The sequence below is a fragment of the Mycolicibacterium sp. HS_4_1 genome (assembly GCF_054515875.1).
Genome location: NZ_CM137261.1, coordinates 3,437,868 through 3,457,071 on the forward strand (window position 1 = coordinate 3,437,868; position 19,204 = coordinate 3,457,071).

Here is a 19,204-nt window from a genome sequence, read left to right on the forward strand (position 1 = left end):
ACCCTAAGCCTCAGCGAGCTCCCCGTCATCGGGCTCGGCGCCCGCGTCCTTGCGCGGCCTGATCCAGTACATGGACAAATCCTCGGGCACACCCGACGCCTTCGCCGCGAACAGTTGCTTGCGCACCTTCTTGGGCGTGACACCGAGGGTATCGAGGTTCTGCTGGTCGATCCGGTCGAGCGTCGCCTGCGAAATGATCAGCCCGCCCTTGGTGGCCCGCTCCATGACCCGCGCCGCGATGTTGACGTCGACGCCGAGCAGGTCCGACCCGATGCGTTGCGGGTGCCCCGTGTGCATGCCGGCCCGCATCTTGGGCCGGTAGCCGTCTATCTCGACCTCTTTGAGCGCGTCGAGCGCCCGAATGACCGACCGGAGCGCGGTGACCGGGTTGCTGAACACGGCCATGGATCCGTCGCCCATACGTTTGACGATGTGCCCGCCGGATTCCAGCAGCGGTGGCTCGAATACCTGGGCCACCCGGCGCAGCAATCGGAGTGTCGTCTCATCGCCGACGCTCAGCGACCACTTCGAGAAGCCGACCAGATCGGTGAACACGACGGTCACTTCGGGGTTCGCAGGCCGCCCGGAGACCCTTTCGGTGAGCGCCTGCCACACCTGCAGCCCAGCCAGACTCACCTCATGGGATGCCCCGCCGCGTCGCAACAGCCGATCGGCGGCACGAGCGGCCGCACTGGGCCCGCCGACGCCGGCCACCGACAGCGGGTCACCGAAGTCCGGGTCACCCGGCAGCGCACGCCGGGCCCGCCTGATGAATCCGACGACAGCCGGGCTGTGATTGGTGTTCTGCAACCACCCCAACGGTCCACTTGATCCTGGCCCGCCGTGTGACGCCGGGCCGATCTCTCCCACACCGTCGGATCGTTCTTCGAACGATTCGACTTCCACGACGCCACCCTAGGTGGCGGTGCGTGGCACCGGCAATGATCGCGACCGGAGCGTCGGCGTTGACGCGCCTCACACTGCCGGACCTCTCGAAAAAGTGGCTGGTCACCGAGTTGTGGCGGGCCGATAGCCGCTCCATAACGGTCCCGCCGACACCGGCCGCAAATCGTGGACAACATGCGTTGTCACGATTATCGTGACGACACAGAACCCTCGGTATCAACGCTGAGCGAGGACAACATGACCGCACGAACGACACCCGCGACCAAGCCGGCCGAGCCGCTGGGCCCGGATTCCCTGACCTGGAAGTACTTCGGCGACTTGCGCACCGGCATCCTCGGCGTGTGGATCGGCGCGATCCAGAACATGTATCCCGAGCTGGGCGCCGGCGTGGAGGACCACTCGATCCTGTTGCGCGAACCGCTGCAACGGGTGGCGCGCTCGGTGTACCCGATCATGGGCGTGGTCTACGACGGCGACCGCGCCGCCGATACCGGGGCGCAGATCCGGGGCTATCACGAGACCATCAAGGGCGTCGATCACGACGGTCGCAGGTACCACGCACTGAACCCCGAGACGTTCTACTGGGCGCATGCGACGTTCTTCATGCTGATTCTCAAGACCGCCGAATACTTCTGTGGCGGGCTGACCGAAGCCGAGAAGCGTCAGCTCTTCGACGAGCACGTGCAGTGGTACCGCATGTACGGCATGAGCATGCGGCCGGTCCCGGAGACCTGGGAAGATTTCCAAACCTATTGGGAGCACAAGTGTTCCGAGGAACTGGAGATCAACCGGGCGACACTCGACATCTTCACCATCAGAATTCCCAAGCCGCGGTTCGTGCTGATGCCGACGCCGGTGTGGGATCAGATGTTCAGGCCGCTGGTGGCCGGGCAGCGCTGGGTCGCGGCCGGGGTCTTCGACCCCGCGGTGCGCGAGCGCGCCGGCATGCGCTGGACACCCAGTGACGAGGTCGTGCTGCGGCTACTGGGCAAGGCCGTCGAGCTCGCCTTCCTCGCAGTGCCAGATGAAATCCGTTTGCATCCAAGGGCATTGGCCGCCTACCGCCGGGCCGCCGGCCAGGTGCCCGCGGACGCGCCACTGGTCGAGGCGCCCGGTTTCATGGCCCCGCCGAAAGATCGCCGGGGCCTGCCGATGCATTATGTGCCACGTCATAAATCGTTGATGGAGCGTGCTGGGTCACTGGTACACACCACGTTCTCCTTGGCCGGTCTGCGTCCCGCGCGCAACCGTTCTGTCCCCGGAAAGGCTGCCTGAACACATGCTTGATTGGTCCGACGTCGACATTGCCGTGCGCGACGCCGTGCGCGAGTTCGTGGACAAGGAAATCCGGCCGCACCTCGATGAGCTCGAGGGCGGCGACATGGAGCCCTACCCCATCATCCGAAAGCTGTTCGCCACCTTCGGAATCGACGTGATGGCCCGGGAGTCGCTGGAGCGGCGGCTGTCCCGCCTGCGCTCCGGTGAAGCGTCGGACGGCAAGCAGCGCGCGTCGGGCGGGATGTTCGGTGGCGGGCCCGACCAGGCCGGCATGGGGATGGTGCTGATCAGCGAATTGTGCCGCGTCAGTTCGGGTCTGGTGACCGGCGTGGGCGTCAGCCTGGGCCTGACGGTGCCCACCATCCAGAGCCGCGGCACGCTCGCCCAACAGGAACGCTGGCTGCCCGGCCTGGTGACCTACGAGAAGATCGGCGCCTGGGCCATCACCGAACCCGACTCCGGCTCCGACGCTTTCGGCGGCATGAAGTCCTATGTCGTGCGTGACGGTGACGACTACATCCTCAACGGCCAGAAGACGTTCATCACCAACGGCCCCGACGCCGATGTCGTGGTCGTCTACGCCAAGCTGGACGAGGGCGATGGGGCTGACAAGCGTGACCGCAAGGTGCTGACGTTCGTCCTCGACCGCGGCATGGATGGCTTCGTACAGTCGAAGCCTTTCCGCAAGATGGGAATTCACTCGTCGCGCACCGGTGAGCTGTTCTTCAACAACGTCCGGCTGGGCCGCGACCGGTTGCTCGGCGAAAGCGAGGAGAACAAGGCCGGCGACGGCCGCGACAGCGCTCGGTCGAGCTTCTCTGCCGAACGCATCGGCGTGGTGTCCATGTCGCTGGGCATCATCGAGGAATGTCTGAGGCTGTGCATCGACTACGCCAAGACCCGCACGCTGTGGGGCAAGGAGATCGGCCAGTTCCAGCTGATCCAGCTCAAGCTGGCCAGCATGGAGGTCGCACGAATGAACGTGCGCAACATGTTGTTCCGTGTGATCGAGTCCGGCCAGGCCGGTCGCCAGATTCCACTGGCCGAGGCCTCGGCGATGAAGTGGTACTGCTCGCAGGCCGCCACCGACGTCGCGATGGACGCCATCCAGCTTTTCGGCGGCAACGGCTACATGACCGAGTACCGCGTCGAGCAGCTGGCGCGTGACGCCAAGTCGCTGATGATCTACGCCGGCAGCAACGAAGTGCAGATCACCCACGTCGCCAAGGGACTATTGGCTTAACGGAGCACGGCCACGCCAGCGCACCGAAGGACTCTGGTCCCTTCGCCTTCGTACTTTGGTCTCTGGGCTGCCGGGCGAAGGGGCGGGCATCGTCGAGACACCAGGGTTTTCGAACCAGGAGTCAGGCGATGAAGGGGCCTCATGACCATCGGATTGTCCACCCATCTGCAGACGACTTTCGCCGACGCGGTCGCGCGCACCCGGCAGGCTCTGGCTCAACAGGGATTTGGCGTGCTCACCGAAATCGACGTCAAGGCCACTCTGAAGGCGAAGCTCGGCGAGGAGCTCGAGGACTACGTCATCCTGGGCGCCTGCAACCCGGCACTGGCGCACCGAGCTCTGAACGTTGACCGTCAGATCGGGCTCTTGCTGCCGTGCAATGTCGTCGTGCGCGCCGACCCGGCCACAGACGGTCGCGTCCTCATCGAGGCCATCAACCCCCAGATGCTCGTCGACGTCACCGGCGAACCACAGCTCGCCGAACTGGCCGACGATGTCGGCACCAAGCTACGAGCCGCCATCGAATCCCTCGACAGCAAAGGACAACCCTCATGAATCGCGAAGTCTGCAAGTTCTTCTCCGGGGCCTTCGCCGCGTTGGCCTACGCGCATGGCGCTTACGCCGTCGCGACATCCCGCGGAATCATCAGCGAGCCGGTGTTTCTCGGTAAACGCTGGGGCGTGGGCTATATGTGGACCGAAGCAGCGGTGTATACCGTCGCCGGTGTGGTCCTCGGCTATCGCGGCTGGGGTTCGCCCACGGAAGCCTCTACATCCGCTTGACGCGGGCCGATCACGACTGCGCGCGAGAGCTCTCGTACAGGCAGATCGACGCCGCGGCAGCCACATTGAGGCTCTCGGCACTGCCTCGCATCGGAATGTGGACGCGGAGGGTCGCGACGGCAGCAACCTCGGGGGGCAAGCCGTGCGCTTCGGGTCCGAACAGCCACGCGGTGCGCATCGACAGATCGGCGGAGCGGATGTCCACGGACGCATCGAGCGCGGTGGCCAGCACTTCGATGCCGCTGTCGCGCAGGGCCGAAACCACCGCGGCCGCATCGGGTTCCACCACGACCGGCAGGGCGAAGATGCTGCCCGCCGAGGACCGCAGGCACTTGCCGTTGTAGGGATCCACGCTGTGTCCGGCGAACACCACGGCGTCGGCGCCCATGGCGTCGGCGATGCGAATCAGCGTGCCGGCGTTACCCGGTTCGGACATGCCGACGGCGACTGCCAGCAGCCGCGGTTCCGCAGCCAGCACGGACTCCAGAGTCGCCTCGGGCAGCGTGCACACCGCGACGAGCCCGACCGGAGTGACGGTCTCGGACAACACCTTTGCGGCCTTCTCGGTGACCACCGACACCGGAGCGTCAGCCAACAGCGCGCCGAACCGGTCCAGCGCGGCCGCTGTCGCAAAGACCTCAGAAACAAGACCGCGCCGAAGCGCTGCCTCGACGAGGTTGGGTCCCTCGGCAAGAAAGCGCCCGGCGCGTTTGCGCCCGACGTGGCGCTGCAGCTTGGCCGCAGCGACCACCCGGGCAGATCGCTCGGTGAGCGCTGAGTCTGTAGTCAGACTCAGGCAGCCTCTCCGGACGGAGCATTGACGTCGGCGGGCAGAGCAGCCTTGGCCACCTCGACCAGCGCCGTGAACGCGGCGGGATCGCTGATGGCGATCTCCGACAGGTTCTTGCGGTCGACCTCGACGCCGGCCAGTTTCAGACCCTGGATCAGGCGGTTGTAGGTGACGCCGTTTTCGCGGGCCGCAGCGTTGATACGCGTGATCCACAACTTGCGGAAGTCACCCTTGCGGGCGCGACGGTCGCGGTAGGCGTAGGTCAACGAATGGAGCTGCTGCTCCTTGGCCTTGCGGTAGAGCCGCGAGCGCTGTCCGCGGTAACCCTTCGAGGCCTTCAGTACTGTGCGCCGCTTCTTCTGAGCGTTCAGTGCGCGCTTCACGCGTGCCATGAGATGTTCCTTATCCTTCGGTGTTCTTCGGGAGCGGGCGGTACTAGCCGGCCAGCATCTTGGCGACACGCGCGGTGTCGTTGGCAGCAACCACCGCGCGACCGTCGAGGCGACGGGTGCGCTTGGTGGCCTTGTGCTCCATCAGGTGGCGGCGGTTGGCCTTCTGGCGCACGATCTTGCCGGTTCCGGTCTTGCGGAACCGCTTCGATGCGCCACTGTGGGTCTTGGCCTTGGGCATGTGTCCTCAGTTTCTTTCCATGCGGTCACTCGCGGCGGCTGGGGGCCGCCGCGAGCGATCGCGACTGCTGTTACGCGGTTGCGTCAGATTCGGGTGCCGCGGGCGCCGGCCGTCCGGCCGGTGCGTCGGCGTCGTGCGCCGCCTTGGCGCGAGTCTTCGCGCCGCGGTGCGGTGCCAGCACCATCGTCATGTTGCGGCCGTCCTGCTTGGCGGACGTCTCGATGAAGCCGTGTTCGGCGACGTCGGCGCCCAGCCGCTGTAGGAGTCGGTAGCCCAGTTCGGGCCGCGACTGCTCACGTCCGCGGAACATGATGGTCACCTTGACCTTCGACCCTGCTTCGAGGAAGCGGACGACGTGACCCTTCTTGGTCTCGTAGTCGTGGTCGTCGATCTTGGGTCGCAGCTTCTGTTCCTTGACGACGGTCTGCTGCTGGTTCTTGCGAGACTCGCGCTCCTTGAGAGCCGTCTCATATTTGAACTTGCCGTAGTCCATGATCTTGCAGACCGGCGGCTTGGCGCCTGGCGCAACTTCGACAAGGTCGAGATCGGCGTCAGCGGCGACGCGGAGAGCATCTTCGATGCGCACGATGCCTACCTGCTCGCCATTCGGTCCGATCAACCGAACTTCAGGTACTCGAATGCGCTCGTTGACGCGTGTCTCAGTGCTGATGGGGCCTCCCGGGTTGTTCCATTACTTGTTCAGTAGAGGTCACACCCGGCTCAGCCATCTGTTCATACGAACAGAGAAGCCCTGCATATAGCAGGGCCCATTGCCGACCGATCACGGCTCACGCCGCCTGCGCACAACGCAGAACAGGCACAATGTGCCTGTGACCGGACCGTCAAGCCGCGAGGCCGACGGTGGGAGTGGGACTCCACTTGCTGTCCTGACGTAAGCCAGGACGGTCGCGCATGACACTCTAGCAGTCATGACCGACCCGAACATAACCAGCGACCCCACCACACACTCAGTGACTGCAGCTGATGAAGCCCAGGTACGGGAGCTGGCCGAAATCCCTGCGGTCGAGGTGATCACCCGCGCCGCCGTCATGCTGATGAGCGCCGCCGCCGAAAAGCTCGGGCTGGCCCACGCGGATCCCGACGAGAGCCCGCACCGCGACCTCGACGAGGCCCGTCGCCTCATCACCGCGCTGGCCGGTTTGGTGCAGGCCTCGGCGGAGTATCTGGGACTGCACGCTGGCCCGGTCCGGGACGCCCTCAAGAGCCTGCAACTGGCCTTCCGCGAGGCGAGCGTCGCGCCGGACGAGCCCGGCCAGGGTCCAGGCGAGAAGTACACGGGCCCGGTCTGGTAGCCCAGGGCCCTGCAGACACTTCCAGGTTTCACCGAATATTGTCCGAACTTATGACGTTGACGCCGAGCAGACCGCAGCAGCGCCCGACGACATTGGGGTGGGTTCCGGCCGCGGCCGGCTGGACCGTCGGTGTCGTCGCAACGCTGTCGCTGTTCGCCAGCCTGTCGCCGCTGATCCGGTGGATCATCCGCATCCCGCGCGAGTTCGTCAACGACTACCTGTTCAACTTCCCGGACACCAGCTTCGCGTGGTCGTTCGTGCTGGTCCTGCTGGCCGCGGCGCTGGCCGCGCGCAAGCGGATCGCCTGGTGGATCCTGCTGCTCTACATGGTCGGCGCCATCGGCTGGAATGTCTACGGACTGCTGTCCGGCAACCGCCCGGTCGTCGACCTGACCGTCATGGAGGACCTCGGCGAGGCACTGGGTCTGGCGTTCCACATCGGCGTCATCGTCGTGCTGCTGTTGTCGCGGAATCAGTTCTGGGCCAAGGTCCGTCGCGGAGCACTGCTGAAAGCGGCCCTGACGCTCGCGGCCGGCATGGCCGTCGGCATCCTGCTGGCCTGGGGCCTGTTGGAGATGTTCCCCGGCCGTCCCCCGCTGGACCCGGACTACCGGTTGGCCTACGCGGTGAACCGGGTCAGCGGTTTCGCCGCGGTGGGCAAAGAAGCGTTCGAGGGCGGCCACCCGCACGCGTTCCTCAACGCGCTGTTCGGTCTGTTCGGAGCCGTGGCGCTGATCGTGGCGGCGATCGTGCTGTTCCAGTCCCAGCGCGCCGAGAACGCCCTCACCGGTGAGGACGAGTCCGCCATCCGCGGGCTGCTGGAGCTGTGGGGCAAGACCGACTCGCTGGGTTACTTCGCCACCCGCCGCGACAAGGCTGTGGTCTTCGCGCCCAACGGCCGCGCGGCCATCACCTACCGCGTCGAGGTCGGCGTCTGCCTGGCCAGCGGTGATCCTGTCGGCGACCCACGGGCCTGGTCGGCAGCCGTCGACGCCTGGCTGGCCCTGTGCCAGACCTACGGTTGGGCACCGGGAGTCATGGGCGCCAGTTCGGCCGGCGCCGAGGCCTATCGACAAGGCGGCCTGAATGCGTTGCAACTGGGCGACGAGGCCATCCTGCATCCCGACCAGTTCAAGCTGTCCGGGCCCGAGATGCGCGCCGTGCGGCAAGCCGTCACCCGCGCCCGCCGAGCCGGGCTGACGGTTCGGATGCGCCGGCACCGCGACATCACGGCCGACGAGATGGCCCAGGTGATCAAGCATGCCGACGCATGGCGCGACACGGAGACCGAACGCGGCTTCTCGATGGCGCTGGGACGACTCGGGGACGCCGCCGACGGGGACTGCCTGCTGGTGGAAGCCGTGCAGGGCGACGGTGGCGAGAACGCAGCCGTCGTGGCGATGCTCTCCTTGGTGCCGTGGGGCACCAACGGGGTGTCGCTGGACCTGATGCGGCGCTCCCCCGCCTCGCCCAACGGCACCATCGAACTGATGGTCAGCGAGCTGTGCCAGCGCGCGGAAGAGATTGGCGTCACCCGGATTTCGCTGAACTTCGCAATGTTCCGGTCGGCATTCGAACAAGGGTCGCAGCTCGGTGCGGGCCCGATTCTGCGGCTGTGGCGCGCACTGCTGATCTTCTTCTCCCGCTGGTGGCAGCTGGAGACGCTGTACCGCTCGAACATGAAGTACCTGCCCGAATGGGTGCCCCGTTATGCCTGCTACGAGGATGCGCGCCTGATCCCGCGCGTCGGCGTGGCGTCGGTGATCGCGGAGGGCTTCCTGGTGCTGCCGTTCTCCCGGCGCGACGAGCAACCCCATACCGGCCACCACACGGCGGCCCCCAAGAATCTGATCGAGTCAGGCCGGTTGCATGCCGACGGCAGCGCTCCCGATGTGGCCGATCTGGCGGCGGGGGCGTCCGAGACCACCGAGGCGCGCCGCCTGCCCGATCAGGTGCGGGTCCGGATGGCGAAGCTACGGGCGTTGCAGGCGGGCGGCATTGACGCCTACCCCGTCGGTCAGGCACCCAGCCACACGATCGCCGAAGCGCTGGAAGCCGGCGCCGACACCGCAGTCTGCGTCGCCGGACGGGTGTTGCGGCTGCGTGACTATGGCGGCGTGCTGTTCGCGCAACTGCGCGACTGGTCCGGCGAAGTCCAACTGCTGCTGGACAATTCGCTGCTCACCGAGGGCACCGTCACTGATTTCACCGCGGCGATCGACCTGGGTGATCTGATCGAGGTTTCCGGCGTCATGGGCGCCAGCCGCAACGGCACGGTGTCGGTACTGACACACAACTGGCGCTTGATCGGCAAGTGCCTGCGCCCGCTGCCCGACAAGTGGAAGGGCCTGACCGACCCCGAGGCCCGGGTCCGCACGCGCTACCTGGATCTGGCGATCAACACCGAATCGCGGGAGCTGATCACCGCACGCAGCCGGGTGCTGCACTCCATCCGGGAAACGTTGGTGGGCAAGGGCTTCCTGGAGGTCGAGACCCCAATCTTGCAGCAGATCCACGGCGGGGCGAACGCCCGGCCGTTCGAGACCCACATCAACGCCTACGACCTCGACCTGTACTTGCGCATCGCGCCCGAGCTGTACCTCAAGCGGCTGTGCGTGGGCGGCGTCGAGCGCGTCTTCGAGCTGGGCCGCGCCTTCCGCAACGAGGGTGTGGACTTCAGCCACAACCCCGAATTCACCCTGCTGGAGGCCTACCAGGCGCACGCCGACTACAACGTCTGGGTCGACGGCTGCCGCGAGATCATCCAGAACGCCGCCGCGGCGGCCAACGGCGCCCAGGTCGTCATGCGGCCTGGGCCCGACGGGGGCCTGACACCCGTCGACATCTCGGGGGTGTGGCCCGTCAAGACGGTGCACGACGCGGTGTCCGAGGCACTGGGCGAGCACGTCACTCCGGAGACCGACGTGGCGACGCTGCGCAAGCTGTGCGACGCCGCGACAATCCCCTATCGGACCCACTGGGATGCCGGGGCCATCGTGCTGGAGCTGTACGAGCACCTGGTCGAAGACCGCACCGAGGCACCAACGTTCTACAAGGACTTCCCCACTTCGGTGTCGCCGCTGACCCGGCCGCACCGCAGCGTCCCGGGCGTTGCCGAACGCTGGGACCTGGTGGCCTGGGGTGTCGAACTCGGCACCGCCTACAGCGAGCTGACCGATCCGGTGGAACAGCGCCGGCGCCTCGAGGAACAGTCTCTGCTGGCCTCCGGCGGCGATCACGAGGCCATGGAGCTCGATGAGGACTTCCTGCAGGCCATGGAGTACGCCATGCCGCCGACGGGTGGAATGGGTATGGGCGTCGACCGCGTGGTCATGCTGATCACCGGTCGCAGCATCCGCGAGACGCTCCCGTTCCCCCTCGCGAAGCCCAGGTAGCACACAGACACCTCCCAGCTTTCCGAGTCACGCTGACACGCGGTGGACCTGACCGTGATGCATCCGGACCTGTTCAGCGCATTCCAGGACATCGCCGGGGACATCGCTCCCAACGCGGGCGACCGGCGGCAGACCGTGCAGCGACTTTTCGGTGGCAGCACCGCCACGTACGCCGACTGGGACCCGATGACGGTGATGTCCCGTCGCACCTACAGCGACATCGCGGCCTGGTACGACATCAGCGGGCCCGAGCTCTCCCGCGGGTCGCTGCCCGCGCAGACCGTGGCGGCACATTCGCTGTGCGGCGCCGGCAGCACCCGTGGCATCCGGTGCGCAGTCGTCGAGCGACCGGGCAAGCACGACTGGCCTTTTGCCGCGCAGGCATTCGCCGTGGGGCTGCCGTGGCTGGCCGGCGAGGTCGGAACGCCGGGTGTGCCGCGGCTGCCGTTGCCCGGTGCGACAGCGCCGCCCGTTCCGGTTCAGGCCGCGCGCCGGTGACGGCCTAGTAATCGGCTTCGGCAGCCAGAATCTCGGCAAGGAAGGCATCGGGGCCGGGCGCCGCGAGCCGGGCCCGCACGTAGCGCCGGACCCGGTCCCGTACTGACTCCGTCTCGCCGTTCTGCGCACCGACGGTCACCGTGGTATCGGTCCAATCATGGCCCCACGCTTGGGTTTCGGTGACCGGCAACGGCAAAGTGGCATTGCCGTCGACGTCGAGCGTGCCGCCACTGGTGATCGCCCCCGAGTCCAGGCGTACCGGTATCCCGTCGGCCGGACCGATTGTGGCGATGCGGATATCGGCGACGACGGCACCGTCACGCGCCTGCACGGACCAGTCGACGGTGTGCTCGGCGGCGTCGAATATCCGCGCCGGCACCGCGGTCCATGAGACCGATGCGATGCCGCCCGCGATGGCGCCGGTGTCCCCCGCACCGGGTGTCCCGGCGGCGAGCGCATAGTCATCCCGCCGCGACTGTTCCCGCGCCCCAAGGACTTCCGACCAGTCCCCCAGCCCGGCGTCCCCGGCGAGGCCGATACAGCTGCTGACCAGGTCGAGCACCCGCGGATCACCGGAGGCCGCGAGACGCGCCAACGCCTCTCTGTGCGGGGTCAGCAGTCCGGTGATATCCGAATCCAGCGTGTCCTGGCTGAAGTAGTCCTCCAACGCCGCGGTCGACAGAGCGACCTCGGCGTCGAGCACCGCGGCGTCGAGCGGGGTGATGCCGTCGCGCGCACTGGCGGGCCACCATCGCCGCAGCCAGTGCCCGACGGCCAGACGCCGGAGTGCGGCAAGGGGTTCGGGCAGCGGCAGCACGTCGGCGAGGTCGACACTGCCGGCTTCCGCGGCTGTTTCGGCGGCGGCGGCCACCGCCACGTGCCCGGCCTCCCCGACCAGCCGCCACAACCAGTCGGCCGCAGGCAGGTCCGTGAACGTGATCCGGACTGCCTGCGCCCCGTCGTGGATCGTCCACGCGAGGACGGCACCGCTGACTTCGAGCACCGCCACCTCCGGTGGTGCCTCGACCTCAGAACCCAAGGCCCACAATCCGGAATCGACAGTCAGTTTCATCCTGTCGCCTCCAATTCGAGCATCGCCTTGATGCGCTGGCGGTGGTCGAGGCTGACCGATCTGGCGACCCCGTCCAAGAGGCCACGCACCTCGCCGGCATCACCGCAGGATTCCTGCCACACGTCGCGTCCGTGCAGCCGGGCCCACAGCCGGGCGACGTAGGGACGGACGAACGCCGCGAGGTCGTCCACGACGTGCTGCTGTCGTGGGTGGACGGGGCCGCCCTCGGTCAGGTATCGGCGGGCGTGCAGCACATACGCTTCCTTGCGGAGCCGGGCCTGGATCTGTCCTGCCAGGTGGTAGCGCGACCGGTGGTGCACCTCCAGTGGTGCCAGGTCCATCCCGATCTCGATGCCGGCGACCAGCGTGGCCTGATTGTCCTCGGCCAGCAGGCCCCACGGGGAGGCCGCGCGGTCCGCCTCTTCGGCGCACAGGGTCGGCAGGTCGGGCAGCTCGTCGCGGTCGAGAGCTCGGCGCAGCGTCGCCCGGACCCGGTCGACGACGCTGCGATCGAGGGGGCGTTCGGCGGTGCGAGAACCGGCGACCGTCGGCTTCGACTGTGGTGCCGCAGCGCACAATCCGATCTGGTCGACCGTCCACGGCGCGGCGGCCGAGGCGTCGCGCATCCTGGCGCCGAAGTTGTACGGGGTGGTATCGCCGATCAATGCGGTCCAAACGCGCTGCCGTGCGGCATCGGCGTTGTGTCCGCCCGACGGACCGAGCACCGTCGTCAACCCGGCGAGAAAAGGCGCGGCGGGCTCGCCTCCCGCCCGGACGTCATTCCAGCAGGCGTCGAGTTGGCGCGACAGCGTCTCCAATACTGCGGGATCGGCGAGATACTCGTGCAGCCGCTCCACCGCGGTGCGGTCTCGGTCGCCGTGCACGTCGCGCAGCGCTTCTGCCACAACGTGTGAATCATCCTGTCCCGGTTCTCCTCTGGTGGCAGCCAACTCGAAACACACCGGGAAATAGAGTTCTTGGGCGTTGCCGGTGGTGATTCGCTCGCGCCGGCGCTGCGCCTTGAGCAGCGCGAACCACATTGCCGCAGCGCGCAACTGAGCCGAATGGTCGACGATCACCCGGCGCATCTCGTCCGCGATATCAGCGGCGACCACGGGTGCCGAATATTCGGGGTGCACCCGGAGCCGGAGCACCAGCGGATCGATGATCCGCTTCACCGCGCGGCTCAGCGGACCGCCGTCGGGACTGCTGAGTAACGCGAGCCCGGGCCCGATCTCGCGCCACGCGGCGTCGATGACGGCGCGACGTGGCTGCGGCCCGCTGGTCATCGGCTCAGGATAGGCGGTCGGCGGCATGGTCAGCGCGCGCCGTCGACGGTGAAGGTCATCAGGGCCGCCCAGTAGACGGGGCTGAGCGCCGCGTCGCCGGTTCGCCAGCGGCGCAGGCAGTCTCGCTGCCAGCGGTTGACGGCACGAGCCGGCGTCGTCGCCTCGTGTGCCATGTCGACGGCGATGATCACCTCGGACATCGGATCCGAGTCGCCGGATGTGGCAGTGCGGTATCCGGCCGTCGTCGGCAGGGACCACAGGGTCGCGGTAACCACCTCCGCGCCACCGAGAATCATCGCCGCCACCAGTCCGGTGGCTTCGTCGAACCGGTAGTCGGCGCCAGATGCGCATGCCAACAACGCGACCCGGGGCGGGACTGCCAATCCCATCACCATGATGTCGGCAGCGGTCAGCGGCTCAGGCTCGGCGATATGCAGCGCGGCCCGGTCGGCCGAGCCATCACGGTCAGGGGCCGCGCTGGCGTGGCCGACGTACACCAGCCGCGCCGGCTGCTGAGCCAGCTGATCGGCCAGCCAGTTCCGGTCGGCGTCAGCGCGCCGGAAGAGGTCCACCGGTGCCGCGACGGCCGGCAGTGCGGGGCGCCCGGCGAAGTGCCGGGCCAGCACGGTGTCCGGCGAGGGTCTCCCCAGCACCGAGCCGAGTGCCGAATCCGGCCGCTGGCCCGGCACCTTCGGGTCCAGCAGCAGAAGTGGCGGCCCGGCCGGATTCGCCTGGCGACGGGGCGCATTCGCGATGTTCGGCGGTACCGCGAGCAGAAGGTCGGCCAGTTCGATCAGGCGCCGGTCGTCGTTGCCGGTGGGCTGGGCGAGCAGGCCCCACGGCACGCGGCTCAGGCGGGCGCTCGGTGACACGAACAACACCGGCGGCTCCGGCTCGTCCGTGTACCGCCGTACCAAGTCCCAGGCCTCATCGGGTAGCAGTGCACCCAGAAGCCGGGCGAGTTCGCGCTCCCGCTCCACGGTCGCGAACGGGCCGGTGGCGAGAGACCGGGCCAGCGCCGCGGAAATGTGTTCACCGTCAAGCGGATCCGGCAACGCCTCGGCCAGCGCCGTGGTCACCGCGAGGAGAACATCCTCTGCCACCGTCCAGGTGACCAGTCGCTCGGGCGAGCCGACCACTCGCAGGCTGACGTACGTCGCGATCCCGATATCGGCGAAGCGCAGTACCAACGTCGTAGTGGTGGTGTCGGTTACGGACATGTCGACCACGCGTCCTGATCCGCGGTGACGGCGCGGCCATACCGGGCCTCGGCCAGTTCACGGTAGCGCGCCAGCACCGGAGCACCGTCCGGTTCCATCTGCAGCGGCGGCAGCGGCCCGAGGCGGATCAGGCCGGCAGCGCCGACCGCGACCGGCCCGGAGGCGACCGAGGCCAGCTGCTCGACATCGATGACCGGCCTCGCCGCCGTGGTGGCCCGGGCCCATTCCCTCGTCGCGTCCTTCGCAGCGCTGACGCTGAACGCGCCGCGGGCGCTGTGATATTCGATCAGTTCGCCGACCAGGACCGGATTCTGCGATTCCCACGCGACCGCGAACGCTCCGGCGAGCAGCGGCGCGGCGACCCCGGCGGCCCAGCGTGCGCGGGCCTCGGCATCGGTGATCGAGTAGCGCACCGAGTCGACGGCAAGGGCCGCAGGCAACTTCAGGTCGGCGGCGTTGGCCAGTTTGGCCATGCCGACCCGGTATTGATCGGTGCCCGGTTGAGCGGACCACGTGCCGAGTGCACCGCGGTAGCGCGCTTCGGCCTGTGCCCACGTCTCAGCGGGATCCCCCGCGGCATCGAAGCCGAGGTCCGCGAGTCCCTCTGCGCGCCAGACCGTGCCGAGCTGGTCGTCCGACCGGGCGTACTGCAGCCAGCTGCTGCGCGGCGAGGAATCCAGACAGGCGCGGGCCTGACCGACGAGCGCCCGCGCCTCGTCGTATTGGCCACGGAAGATGGCGATCCAGCTGCGCTGCAGCAGGATGCGGTGCACGTGCAGCGGCTTGCCGAGTTCTCGCCAGTGCCGCTCGGCATGGCCCCAGCATTCGTCGGCGGCCTGCAGCGCACCGACCGCCAGCCGGGTCAACCCGAAGTACAGCCAGCATCGGGATACCTCGTGGGCCCGCGCCTGCCGTGCGATCTCGGGATACGCAGCGGTGACGAGTACCTCTGTGGACTGTTGGTCACCGGCCAGCCAGCTCACCGCCGCCCGCTCCAATTGTGCTCGGGCCGTGGCCAATTCCCAGCCTCGCGCCTGTGCCCGGGCCTCGGCCCGGCGCAGCCACGGCAGCGCCTCGTCGACCTTGCCGGTTTCGATACAGAATCGCGCGTAGCCCAGCGCACCGGTCACCCACAGGTACTCACGCTGGGGCTCGTCGGCCGGTGTTGCGAGCGTGGCCAACACCTGATCCCACAACGGCACCGCACGGACGTGCAGGTCGTCGTCGCAGTGCGCGAGCGCGCACAGAATGCGGGCGTGGGTGAGGAGGTAGGTGTGTTCGTCCTCCAGATCGGAGTACGGGGACCGGTTGTCCAGCGCGGTCAGGGACTGCGCCGCGCCCTCGTGGTCGCCGATGGCGGCGGCCAGGCCGGTCCGGAGAAACGTGGCCCGGCGGCGATAGCGGCTGAGCATGTGATCCGCGTCCTCGGGGGTCATGGTCATCTGCGCGACGATCTCGGCCGGCGCGCGGCCGGCCAGGATCGACGCGTAGATGTCGAGGCAGTCGTCGATCCGCCGGATGCATTCGCGCACGCCGTCCAGGGCGCTGCGGATCAGATAGATCTCGCCGAGCTGGGCGCAGACCTCGAGCATGTGATCATCGCGGTCGGCGGCTTCGATGGCAGGCATCAGCGACAGCAGCAGTTCTTTGGCTGTCACCTCGTCGGCGGCGAACATCAGCGCGCGGGCGCGAGCGAGTTCGCGGGTGATCGACACGGCCGCATCATAAGGCTGGCGAGCGCAGCGACGGGAAGACCAGGAGCGGGTGCATCCGACTTCATGGATGCACCCGCCCGGGCAGCCCTGGGCATGTCAGCCGCAGGACACCTTGATCTCGAAGTTCTTCGAGATCATCCCGGCCATCGGGTTCTTCATGTCAGCACCCGCGGCCTGCCCGGTGATGGTGTACGTGCTGCCGTCGACCTTGACGTCAGCCGACCCGGTCTTCATGCCGCCCATCTCCGACACGGCGAGCGCGTTGCCGTCGACCACCAGGCCCAGGGACTGCACCTTCGGCGGTGCCGCGTCGGTCATCACAACGCCGAGGCCCTGCGCGCCACCACCGATCGGGGCGCTGGCGATGTTGATGGTGCCGCCCTGCTTCACACAGGTCACCGACTTCAGGTCCAGGCCGGCCAGGTCCTGGCCCTCCACCTTCACCACCGTGTTGCCGCCGCCCGTCACCGAACCCGGGCCGGACGCCTTCGGACCGTCCCCCTTGTCGGTGGAGCAGCCGATCAAGGTGGCGCCCACGGCCAGCATGCCGATACCAGCGGCCAGAGTGCGATTGATGTTCATGTCAGAGGGTTTCCCTTCCTTGTACGCCGCCCCGGTGGCGTCGTCGTGCCGTAAGTACACGCAGACGTCGCGGCTACCGATCCCAACTTTGCCGCGCGGTACGGTGAAGCCATGGCCGACGAAACCGCCGCCGAACAGCCATCGAGCGACCCGAACCAACCGATCGACGCCGAGATCGTGCCGGTGGATTCGGCACCCGTCGCCGTCCCGCCGACCGCTCCGATCGATCCCGGCTACACCCCCGACGGAGTTCCCACGTTCGAGTCGGTACGGGAGAAGATCGAGCACCGGTACGGCACGGCGATGGGCTCGGCCGAGCTGGCCGCGGAGACACCAGAGGGCCGGGCGGTCGAGGAACAGTACGAGGCCCGGCAGAAGGCCGCAGCGGAACGGCTCGAGCAGATTCGTCGCTCGATGCACGACAGCTGACTTGCGCACCTTCAGCATCGCCGAGCGGCGTAAGCGCTTGGCGCAACGGCACTTCCTGAGCGGCGAGGCGTCGAGCCTGGACGAGGTGACCCGGTCCCTCGTCGCGCTGCACGGCACCGACCCCGCCACGCCGTACCTGTCGCTGTGGGCGCGGCTGCCCGGTTTCACCGTCACGGATCTGGACAGCGCCCTCTACCGCGACCGCAGCCTGGTCAAACACATGGCCATGCGCCGAACGCTGTGGGTCGTGCACACGGCGGACCTGCCCGCGGTGCAGGCCGCGGCCAGCGATCGGGTGGCGGCCACCGAGCGCAAACGGCTGATCGGCGACGTCGAGAAATCGGGTATCGCGGCCGACGGCGAGGCCTGGCTGGAGCGCGCGTCGGCCGCGGTCCGCGGGCACTTGGAAGCGGGTTTGGTGGCCGGCACCGCTGCGCTGCGAGCTGCCTTGCCCGAGCTGGCGGGCAGCCGAGATCCGGCGCCCGGGAAAACCTGGGGCGGAAGTACGCCCATTGCGCCGCGGGTCATGACCGTGCTGTCCGCACAGGGCCATGTATTGCGCGGCCCCAATGACGGCATGTGGACGACAGCGCGCCCGCTGTGGAGCGCGGCGGCGCACTGGTTACCCGAACGGGCCGCTGCCCTGGACCCTGACGCGGCTCGCGCTGCGCTGCTGCGCTCCTGGTTGCGCACCTTCGGCCCCGCCACTGCCACCGATGTGAAGTGGTGGTTCGGCCAGACGCTGTCATGGGCCCGCGAGGGCCTGCGCTCGATCGATGCAGTGGCAGTGGCGCTGGAAGGCTGCGATGACGCCGGGTATGTACTGCCCGACGATCTCGACGCCGCTCCCCCGGTTTCCCCCTGGGGTGCACTGCTGCCCGGCCTCGACCCGACCGTCATGGGCTGGCAGGCCCGATCCTGGTACCTCGGCCCGCATGCCGGGCGGCTGTTCGACCGCTCCGGCAACGCCGGGCCCACGATCTGGTGGGACGGCCGCCTCGTCGGCGCCTGGGGTCAGGACGTCGACGGCCGGGTACAGCTGGAGTACGTCGAGGACGTCGGCGCGTCAGCACGGAAGGTGCTGCGGCGCAAGGCCTCCGAGCTGACAGACTGGCTCGACGGGGTACGGGTCAAGCCGCGGTTTCCCTCGCCACTCGCACAGGTCCTGTTACGAGAAGCCGGAACGCCCGATAGGGACGCACGCTAGAGAATCGCGTCGGCCAGGCGGTCCAGCTGTTCGACGGCCGCGCCGGTCGGATGGAACAGCAGCCGGTCGAAACCGAGTTCGCGATACCGGCGCACCGTTTGACGGGCGTCCTCCGCGGAACAGACCATGTCGTCGACATTCACCCGCGCGTACTCCGGAGCGAAGCCGTAGTAGCGAGCCAGGTGATCCCGCCCCGCCGCGACGGCATCAGCCGACCCGAGGCCGAAGTTCACCGATGCCTGCAGGTACGGACGGCCGGTTCGCTCCGCGGCCTGCCAGCCGGCGCGGATTTGCTCGGCCAGTTCTGACTGGGCGTCGTAATGGCGCACGGCACCGGCTGCCCAGCCGTCGCCGACGGCGACGACCCGCCGCACCGTGGCCGCCGACCGTCCGCCGAACAGCAGCGGAATACCCACGGGCGCAGGGCATAACGCAGCGCCCTCGGCGACCGGATCGCCGGCCCACAGCCGACGCATCCGCTCGACCTGCTCGTCAAGAATCCGGCCACGCCGTGCGAAATCCGAGCCGGTACTGGCATAGTCGGCAGGCCGATTGCCGACACCGAGGCCGACGACCAGCCGGCCGCCGCACATCTGATCCACGCCGGCGAGTTGTTTGGCGAGCGGAACAACGGGATACAAGGGCGCCAGAAGAACATTGGTCACCAATGTCAGTCCTTCGGTCGCACCGGCCGCCGCCGCGAGGGTGGTCAGCGGGTCGATTCCCGGGTACAGCATCCTGTCGATCGCGGTGACCGACTCGAACCCACGCTGTTCGGCGCGGCGGGCCCAACCGATCACGGCCGCACCGGATACCCCGGCGATGTGGTTTGGCAGACCGATTCCCAGTTCCATC

General features: G+C 68.1%; 20 protein-coding genes. 9 read left to right on the top strand and 11 right to left on the bottom strand.

Features of this window, described 5'->3' with window-relative positions; translation table 11 throughout:
- Positions 1-3 precede the first annotated feature (3 nt).
- Complete coding sequence (locus tag ACX12F_RS16460) at positions 4-906, bottom strand: adenylate/guanylate cyclase domain-containing protein (protein ID WP_459365609.1); 903 nt, start codon at positions 904-906, stop codon at positions 4-6.
- 237 nt (positions 907-1,143) lie between these two features.
- Between ACX12F_RS16460 and ACX12F_RS16465 the strand changes: the two genes are divergently transcribed.
- The 4 genes from ACX12F_RS16465 to ACX12F_RS16480 all read left to right on the top strand — a co-directional run bounded on the left by ACX12F_RS16465 (position 1,144) and on the right by ACX12F_RS16480 (position 4,209).
- Positions 1,144-2,181: an oxygenase MpaB family protein gene (locus ACX12F_RS16465; protein ID WP_459365610.1), complete on the top strand. Its 1,038-nt coding sequence runs from the start codon at positions 1,144-1,146 to the stop codon at positions 2,179-2,181.
- Positions 2,182-2,185: 4 nt separating this feature from the next.
- Entirely contained in the window at positions 2,186-3,427 is a 1,242-nt protein-coding gene (locus tag ACX12F_RS16470; RefSeq protein ID WP_459365611.1) for an acyl-CoA dehydrogenase family protein, read from the top strand.
- Between the two features lie 141 nt (positions 3,428-3,568).
- Complete coding sequence (locus tag ACX12F_RS16475; protein WP_459365612.1) at positions 3,569-3,982, top strand: DUF302 domain-containing protein; 414 nt, start codon at positions 3,569-3,571, stop codon at positions 3,980-3,982.
- Positions 3,979-4,209, top strand: coding sequence for a hypothetical protein (locus ACX12F_RS16480; RefSeq protein ID WP_459365613.1), 231 nt, complete (start codon positions 3,979-3,981; stop codon positions 4,207-4,209). The genes ACX12F_RS16475 and ACX12F_RS16480 overlap by 4 nt, the downstream gene beginning before the upstream one ends.
- 10 nt (positions 4,210-4,219) lie before the next feature.
- On the opposite strand, the gene ACX12F_RS16485 is transcribed toward ACX12F_RS16480, so the two are convergent.
- The 4 genes from ACX12F_RS16485 to infC all read right to left on the bottom strand — a co-directional run bounded on the left by ACX12F_RS16485 (position 4,220) and on the right by infC (position 6,299).
- Positions 4,220-4,960 (bottom strand): TrmH family RNA methyltransferase, encoded by a 741-nt coding sequence (locus ACX12F_RS16485; protein ID WP_459365614.1) that lies wholly within the window; start codon positions 4,958-4,960, stop codon positions 4,220-4,222.
- A 41-nt stretch (positions 4,961-5,001) separates the two neighbouring features.
- A complete protein-coding gene (rplT, locus tag ACX12F_RS16490; protein ID WP_029121325.1) occupies positions 5,002-5,391 on the bottom strand; it encodes a 50S ribosomal protein L20 in 390 nt (129 codons plus the stop codon).
- 43 nt (positions 5,392-5,434) lie between these two features.
- Complete coding sequence (gene rpmI / locus ACX12F_RS16495; RefSeq protein ID WP_020103309.1) at positions 5,435-5,629, bottom strand: 50S ribosomal protein L35; 195 nt, start codon at positions 5,627-5,629, stop codon at positions 5,435-5,437.
- Between the two features lie 70 nt (positions 5,630-5,699).
- Positions 5,700-6,299 (bottom strand): translation initiation factor IF-3, encoded by a 600-nt coding sequence (infC, locus tag ACX12F_RS16500; RefSeq protein WP_459370382.1) that lies wholly within the window; start codon positions 6,297-6,299, stop codon positions 5,700-5,702.
- A gap of 259 nt (positions 6,300-6,558) precedes the next feature.
- Here infC and ACX12F_RS16505 point away from each other — a divergent pair, with 259 nt between their 5' ends.
- Genes ACX12F_RS16505 through ACX12F_RS16515 form a run of 3 tightly spaced genes read left to right on the top strand, consistent with a single transcriptional unit; the run spans position 6,559 to position 10,835 of the window.
- Complete coding sequence (locus ACX12F_RS16505) at positions 6,559-6,942, top strand: DUF1844 domain-containing protein (protein ID WP_459365615.1); 384 nt, start codon at positions 6,559-6,561, stop codon at positions 6,940-6,942.
- Between the two features lie 50 nt (positions 6,943-6,992).
- Complete coding sequence (lysX, locus tag ACX12F_RS16510) at positions 6,993-10,337, top strand: bifunctional lysylphosphatidylglycerol synthetase/lysine--tRNA ligase LysX (RefSeq protein ID WP_459365616.1); 3,345 nt, start codon at positions 6,993-6,995, stop codon at positions 10,335-10,337.
- A 42-nt stretch (positions 10,338-10,379) separates the two neighbouring features.
- The gene (locus ACX12F_RS16515) at positions 10,380-10,835 is read left to right on the top strand and encodes an alpha/beta hydrolase (RefSeq protein WP_459365617.1); all 456 of its coding nucleotides are present in this window, start codon (positions 10,380-10,382) and stop codon (positions 10,833-10,835) included.
- Between the two features lie 4 nt (positions 10,836-10,839).
- On the opposite strand, the gene ACX12F_RS16520 is transcribed toward ACX12F_RS16515, so the two are convergent.
- The 5 genes from ACX12F_RS16520 to ACX12F_RS16540 all read right to left on the bottom strand — a co-directional run bounded on the left by ACX12F_RS16520 (position 10,840) and on the right by ACX12F_RS16540 (position 16,713).
- Entirely contained in the window at positions 10,840-11,907 is a 1,068-nt protein-coding gene (locus ACX12F_RS16520; protein ID WP_459365618.1) for a hypothetical protein, read from the bottom strand.
- A complete protein-coding gene (locus ACX12F_RS16525; RefSeq protein WP_459365619.1) occupies positions 11,904-13,196 on the bottom strand; it encodes a hypothetical protein in 1,293 nt (430 codons plus the stop codon). The genes ACX12F_RS16520 and ACX12F_RS16525 overlap by 4 nt, the downstream gene beginning before the upstream one ends.
- 29 nt (positions 13,197-13,225) lie before the next feature.
- Entirely contained in the window at positions 13,226-14,416 is a 1,191-nt protein-coding gene (locus ACX12F_RS16530; protein ID WP_459365620.1) for a CHAT domain-containing protein, read from the bottom strand.
- Entirely contained in the window at positions 14,407-16,131 is a 1,725-nt protein-coding gene (locus tag ACX12F_RS16535; RefSeq protein WP_459365621.1) for a hypothetical protein, read from the bottom strand. The genes ACX12F_RS16530 and ACX12F_RS16535 overlap by 10 nt, the downstream gene beginning before the upstream one ends.
- A gap of 96 nt (positions 16,132-16,227) precedes the next feature.
- A complete protein-coding gene (locus ACX12F_RS16540) occupies positions 16,228-16,713 on the bottom strand; it encodes a lipoprotein LpqH (protein WP_459365622.1) in 486 nt (161 codons plus the stop codon).
- Between the two features lie 111 nt (positions 16,714-16,824).
- Between ACX12F_RS16540 and ACX12F_RS16545 the strand changes: the two genes are divergently transcribed.
- Both ACX12F_RS16545 and ACX12F_RS16550 read left to right on the top strand, forming a co-directional pair.
- Entirely contained in the window at positions 16,825-17,142 is a 318-nt protein-coding gene (locus ACX12F_RS16545; RefSeq protein WP_459365623.1) for a PspA/IM30 family protein, read from the top strand.
- A 1-nt stretch (position 17,143) separates the two neighbouring features.
- On the top strand, positions 17,144-18,349 hold the full coding sequence (locus ACX12F_RS16550) for a winged helix DNA-binding domain-containing protein (RefSeq protein WP_459365624.1): 1,206 nt from the start codon (positions 17,144-17,146) through the stop codon (positions 18,347-18,349).
- On the opposite strand, the gene ACX12F_RS16555 is transcribed toward ACX12F_RS16550, so the two are convergent.
- Positions 18,346-19,203, bottom strand: a complete 858-nt coding sequence (locus tag ACX12F_RS16555) for an LLM class flavin-dependent oxidoreductase (protein WP_459365625.1) — start codon at positions 19,201-19,203, stop codon at positions 18,346-18,348. The two genes, ACX12F_RS16550 and ACX12F_RS16555, sit on opposite strands and share 4 nt — an antisense overlap.
- Position 19,204 lies beyond the last annotated feature (1 nt).

Excerpts from the sequence above, each read along its gene's own strand:
- ACX12F_RS16465 (WP_459365610.1), top strand. The coding sequence starts at position 1,144 with ATGACCGCACGAACGACACCCGCGACCAAGCCGGCCGAGCCGCTGGGC.
- ACX12F_RS16470 (WP_459365611.1), top strand. The coding sequence starts at position 2,186 with ATGCTTGATTGGTCCGACGTCGACATTGCCGTGCGCGACGCCGTGCGC.
- ACX12F_RS16475 (WP_459365612.1), top strand. The coding sequence starts at position 3,569 with ATGACCATCGGATTGTCCACCCATCTGCAGACGACTTTCGCCGACGCG.
- ACX12F_RS16480 (WP_459365613.1), top strand. The coding sequence starts at position 3,979 with ATGAATCGCGAAGTCTGCAAGTTCTTCTCCGGGGCCTTCGCCGCGTTG.
- rplT (WP_029121325.1), bottom strand. The coding sequence starts at position 5,391 with ATGGCACGCGTGAAGCGCGCACTGAACGCTCAGAAGAAGCGGCGCACA.
- rpmI (WP_020103309.1), bottom strand. The coding sequence starts at position 5,629 with ATGCCCAAGGCCAAGACCCACAGTGGCGCATCGAAGCGGTTCCGCAAG.
- ACX12F_RS16505 (WP_459365615.1), top strand. The coding sequence starts at position 6,559 with ATGACCGACCCGAACATAACCAGCGACCCCACCACACACTCAGTGACT.
- lysX (WP_459365616.1), top strand. The coding sequence starts at position 6,993 with ATGACGTTGACGCCGAGCAGACCGCAGCAGCGCCCGACGACATTGGGG.
- ACX12F_RS16520 (WP_459365618.1), bottom strand. The coding sequence starts at position 11,907 with ATGAAACTGACTGTCGATTCCGGATTGTGGGCCTTGGGTTCTGAGGTC.
- ACX12F_RS16525 (WP_459365619.1), bottom strand. The coding sequence starts at position 13,196 with ATGACCAGCGGGCCGCAGCCACGTCGCGCCGTCATCGACGCCGCGTGG.
- ACX12F_RS16530 (WP_459365620.1), bottom strand. The coding sequence starts at position 14,416 with ATGTCCGTAACCGACACCACCACTACGACGTTGGTACTGCGCTTCGCC.
- ACX12F_RS16540 (WP_459365622.1), bottom strand. The coding sequence starts at position 16,713 with ATGAACATCAATCGCACTCTGGCCGCTGGTATCGGCATGCTGGCCGTG.
- ACX12F_RS16545 (WP_459365623.1), top strand. The coding sequence starts at position 16,825 with ATGGCCGACGAAACCGCCGCCGAACAGCCATCGAGCGACCCGAACCAA.
- ACX12F_RS16555 (WP_459365625.1), bottom strand. The coding sequence starts at position 19,203 with ATGGAACTGGGAATCGGTCTGCCAAACCACATCGCCGGGGTATCCGGT.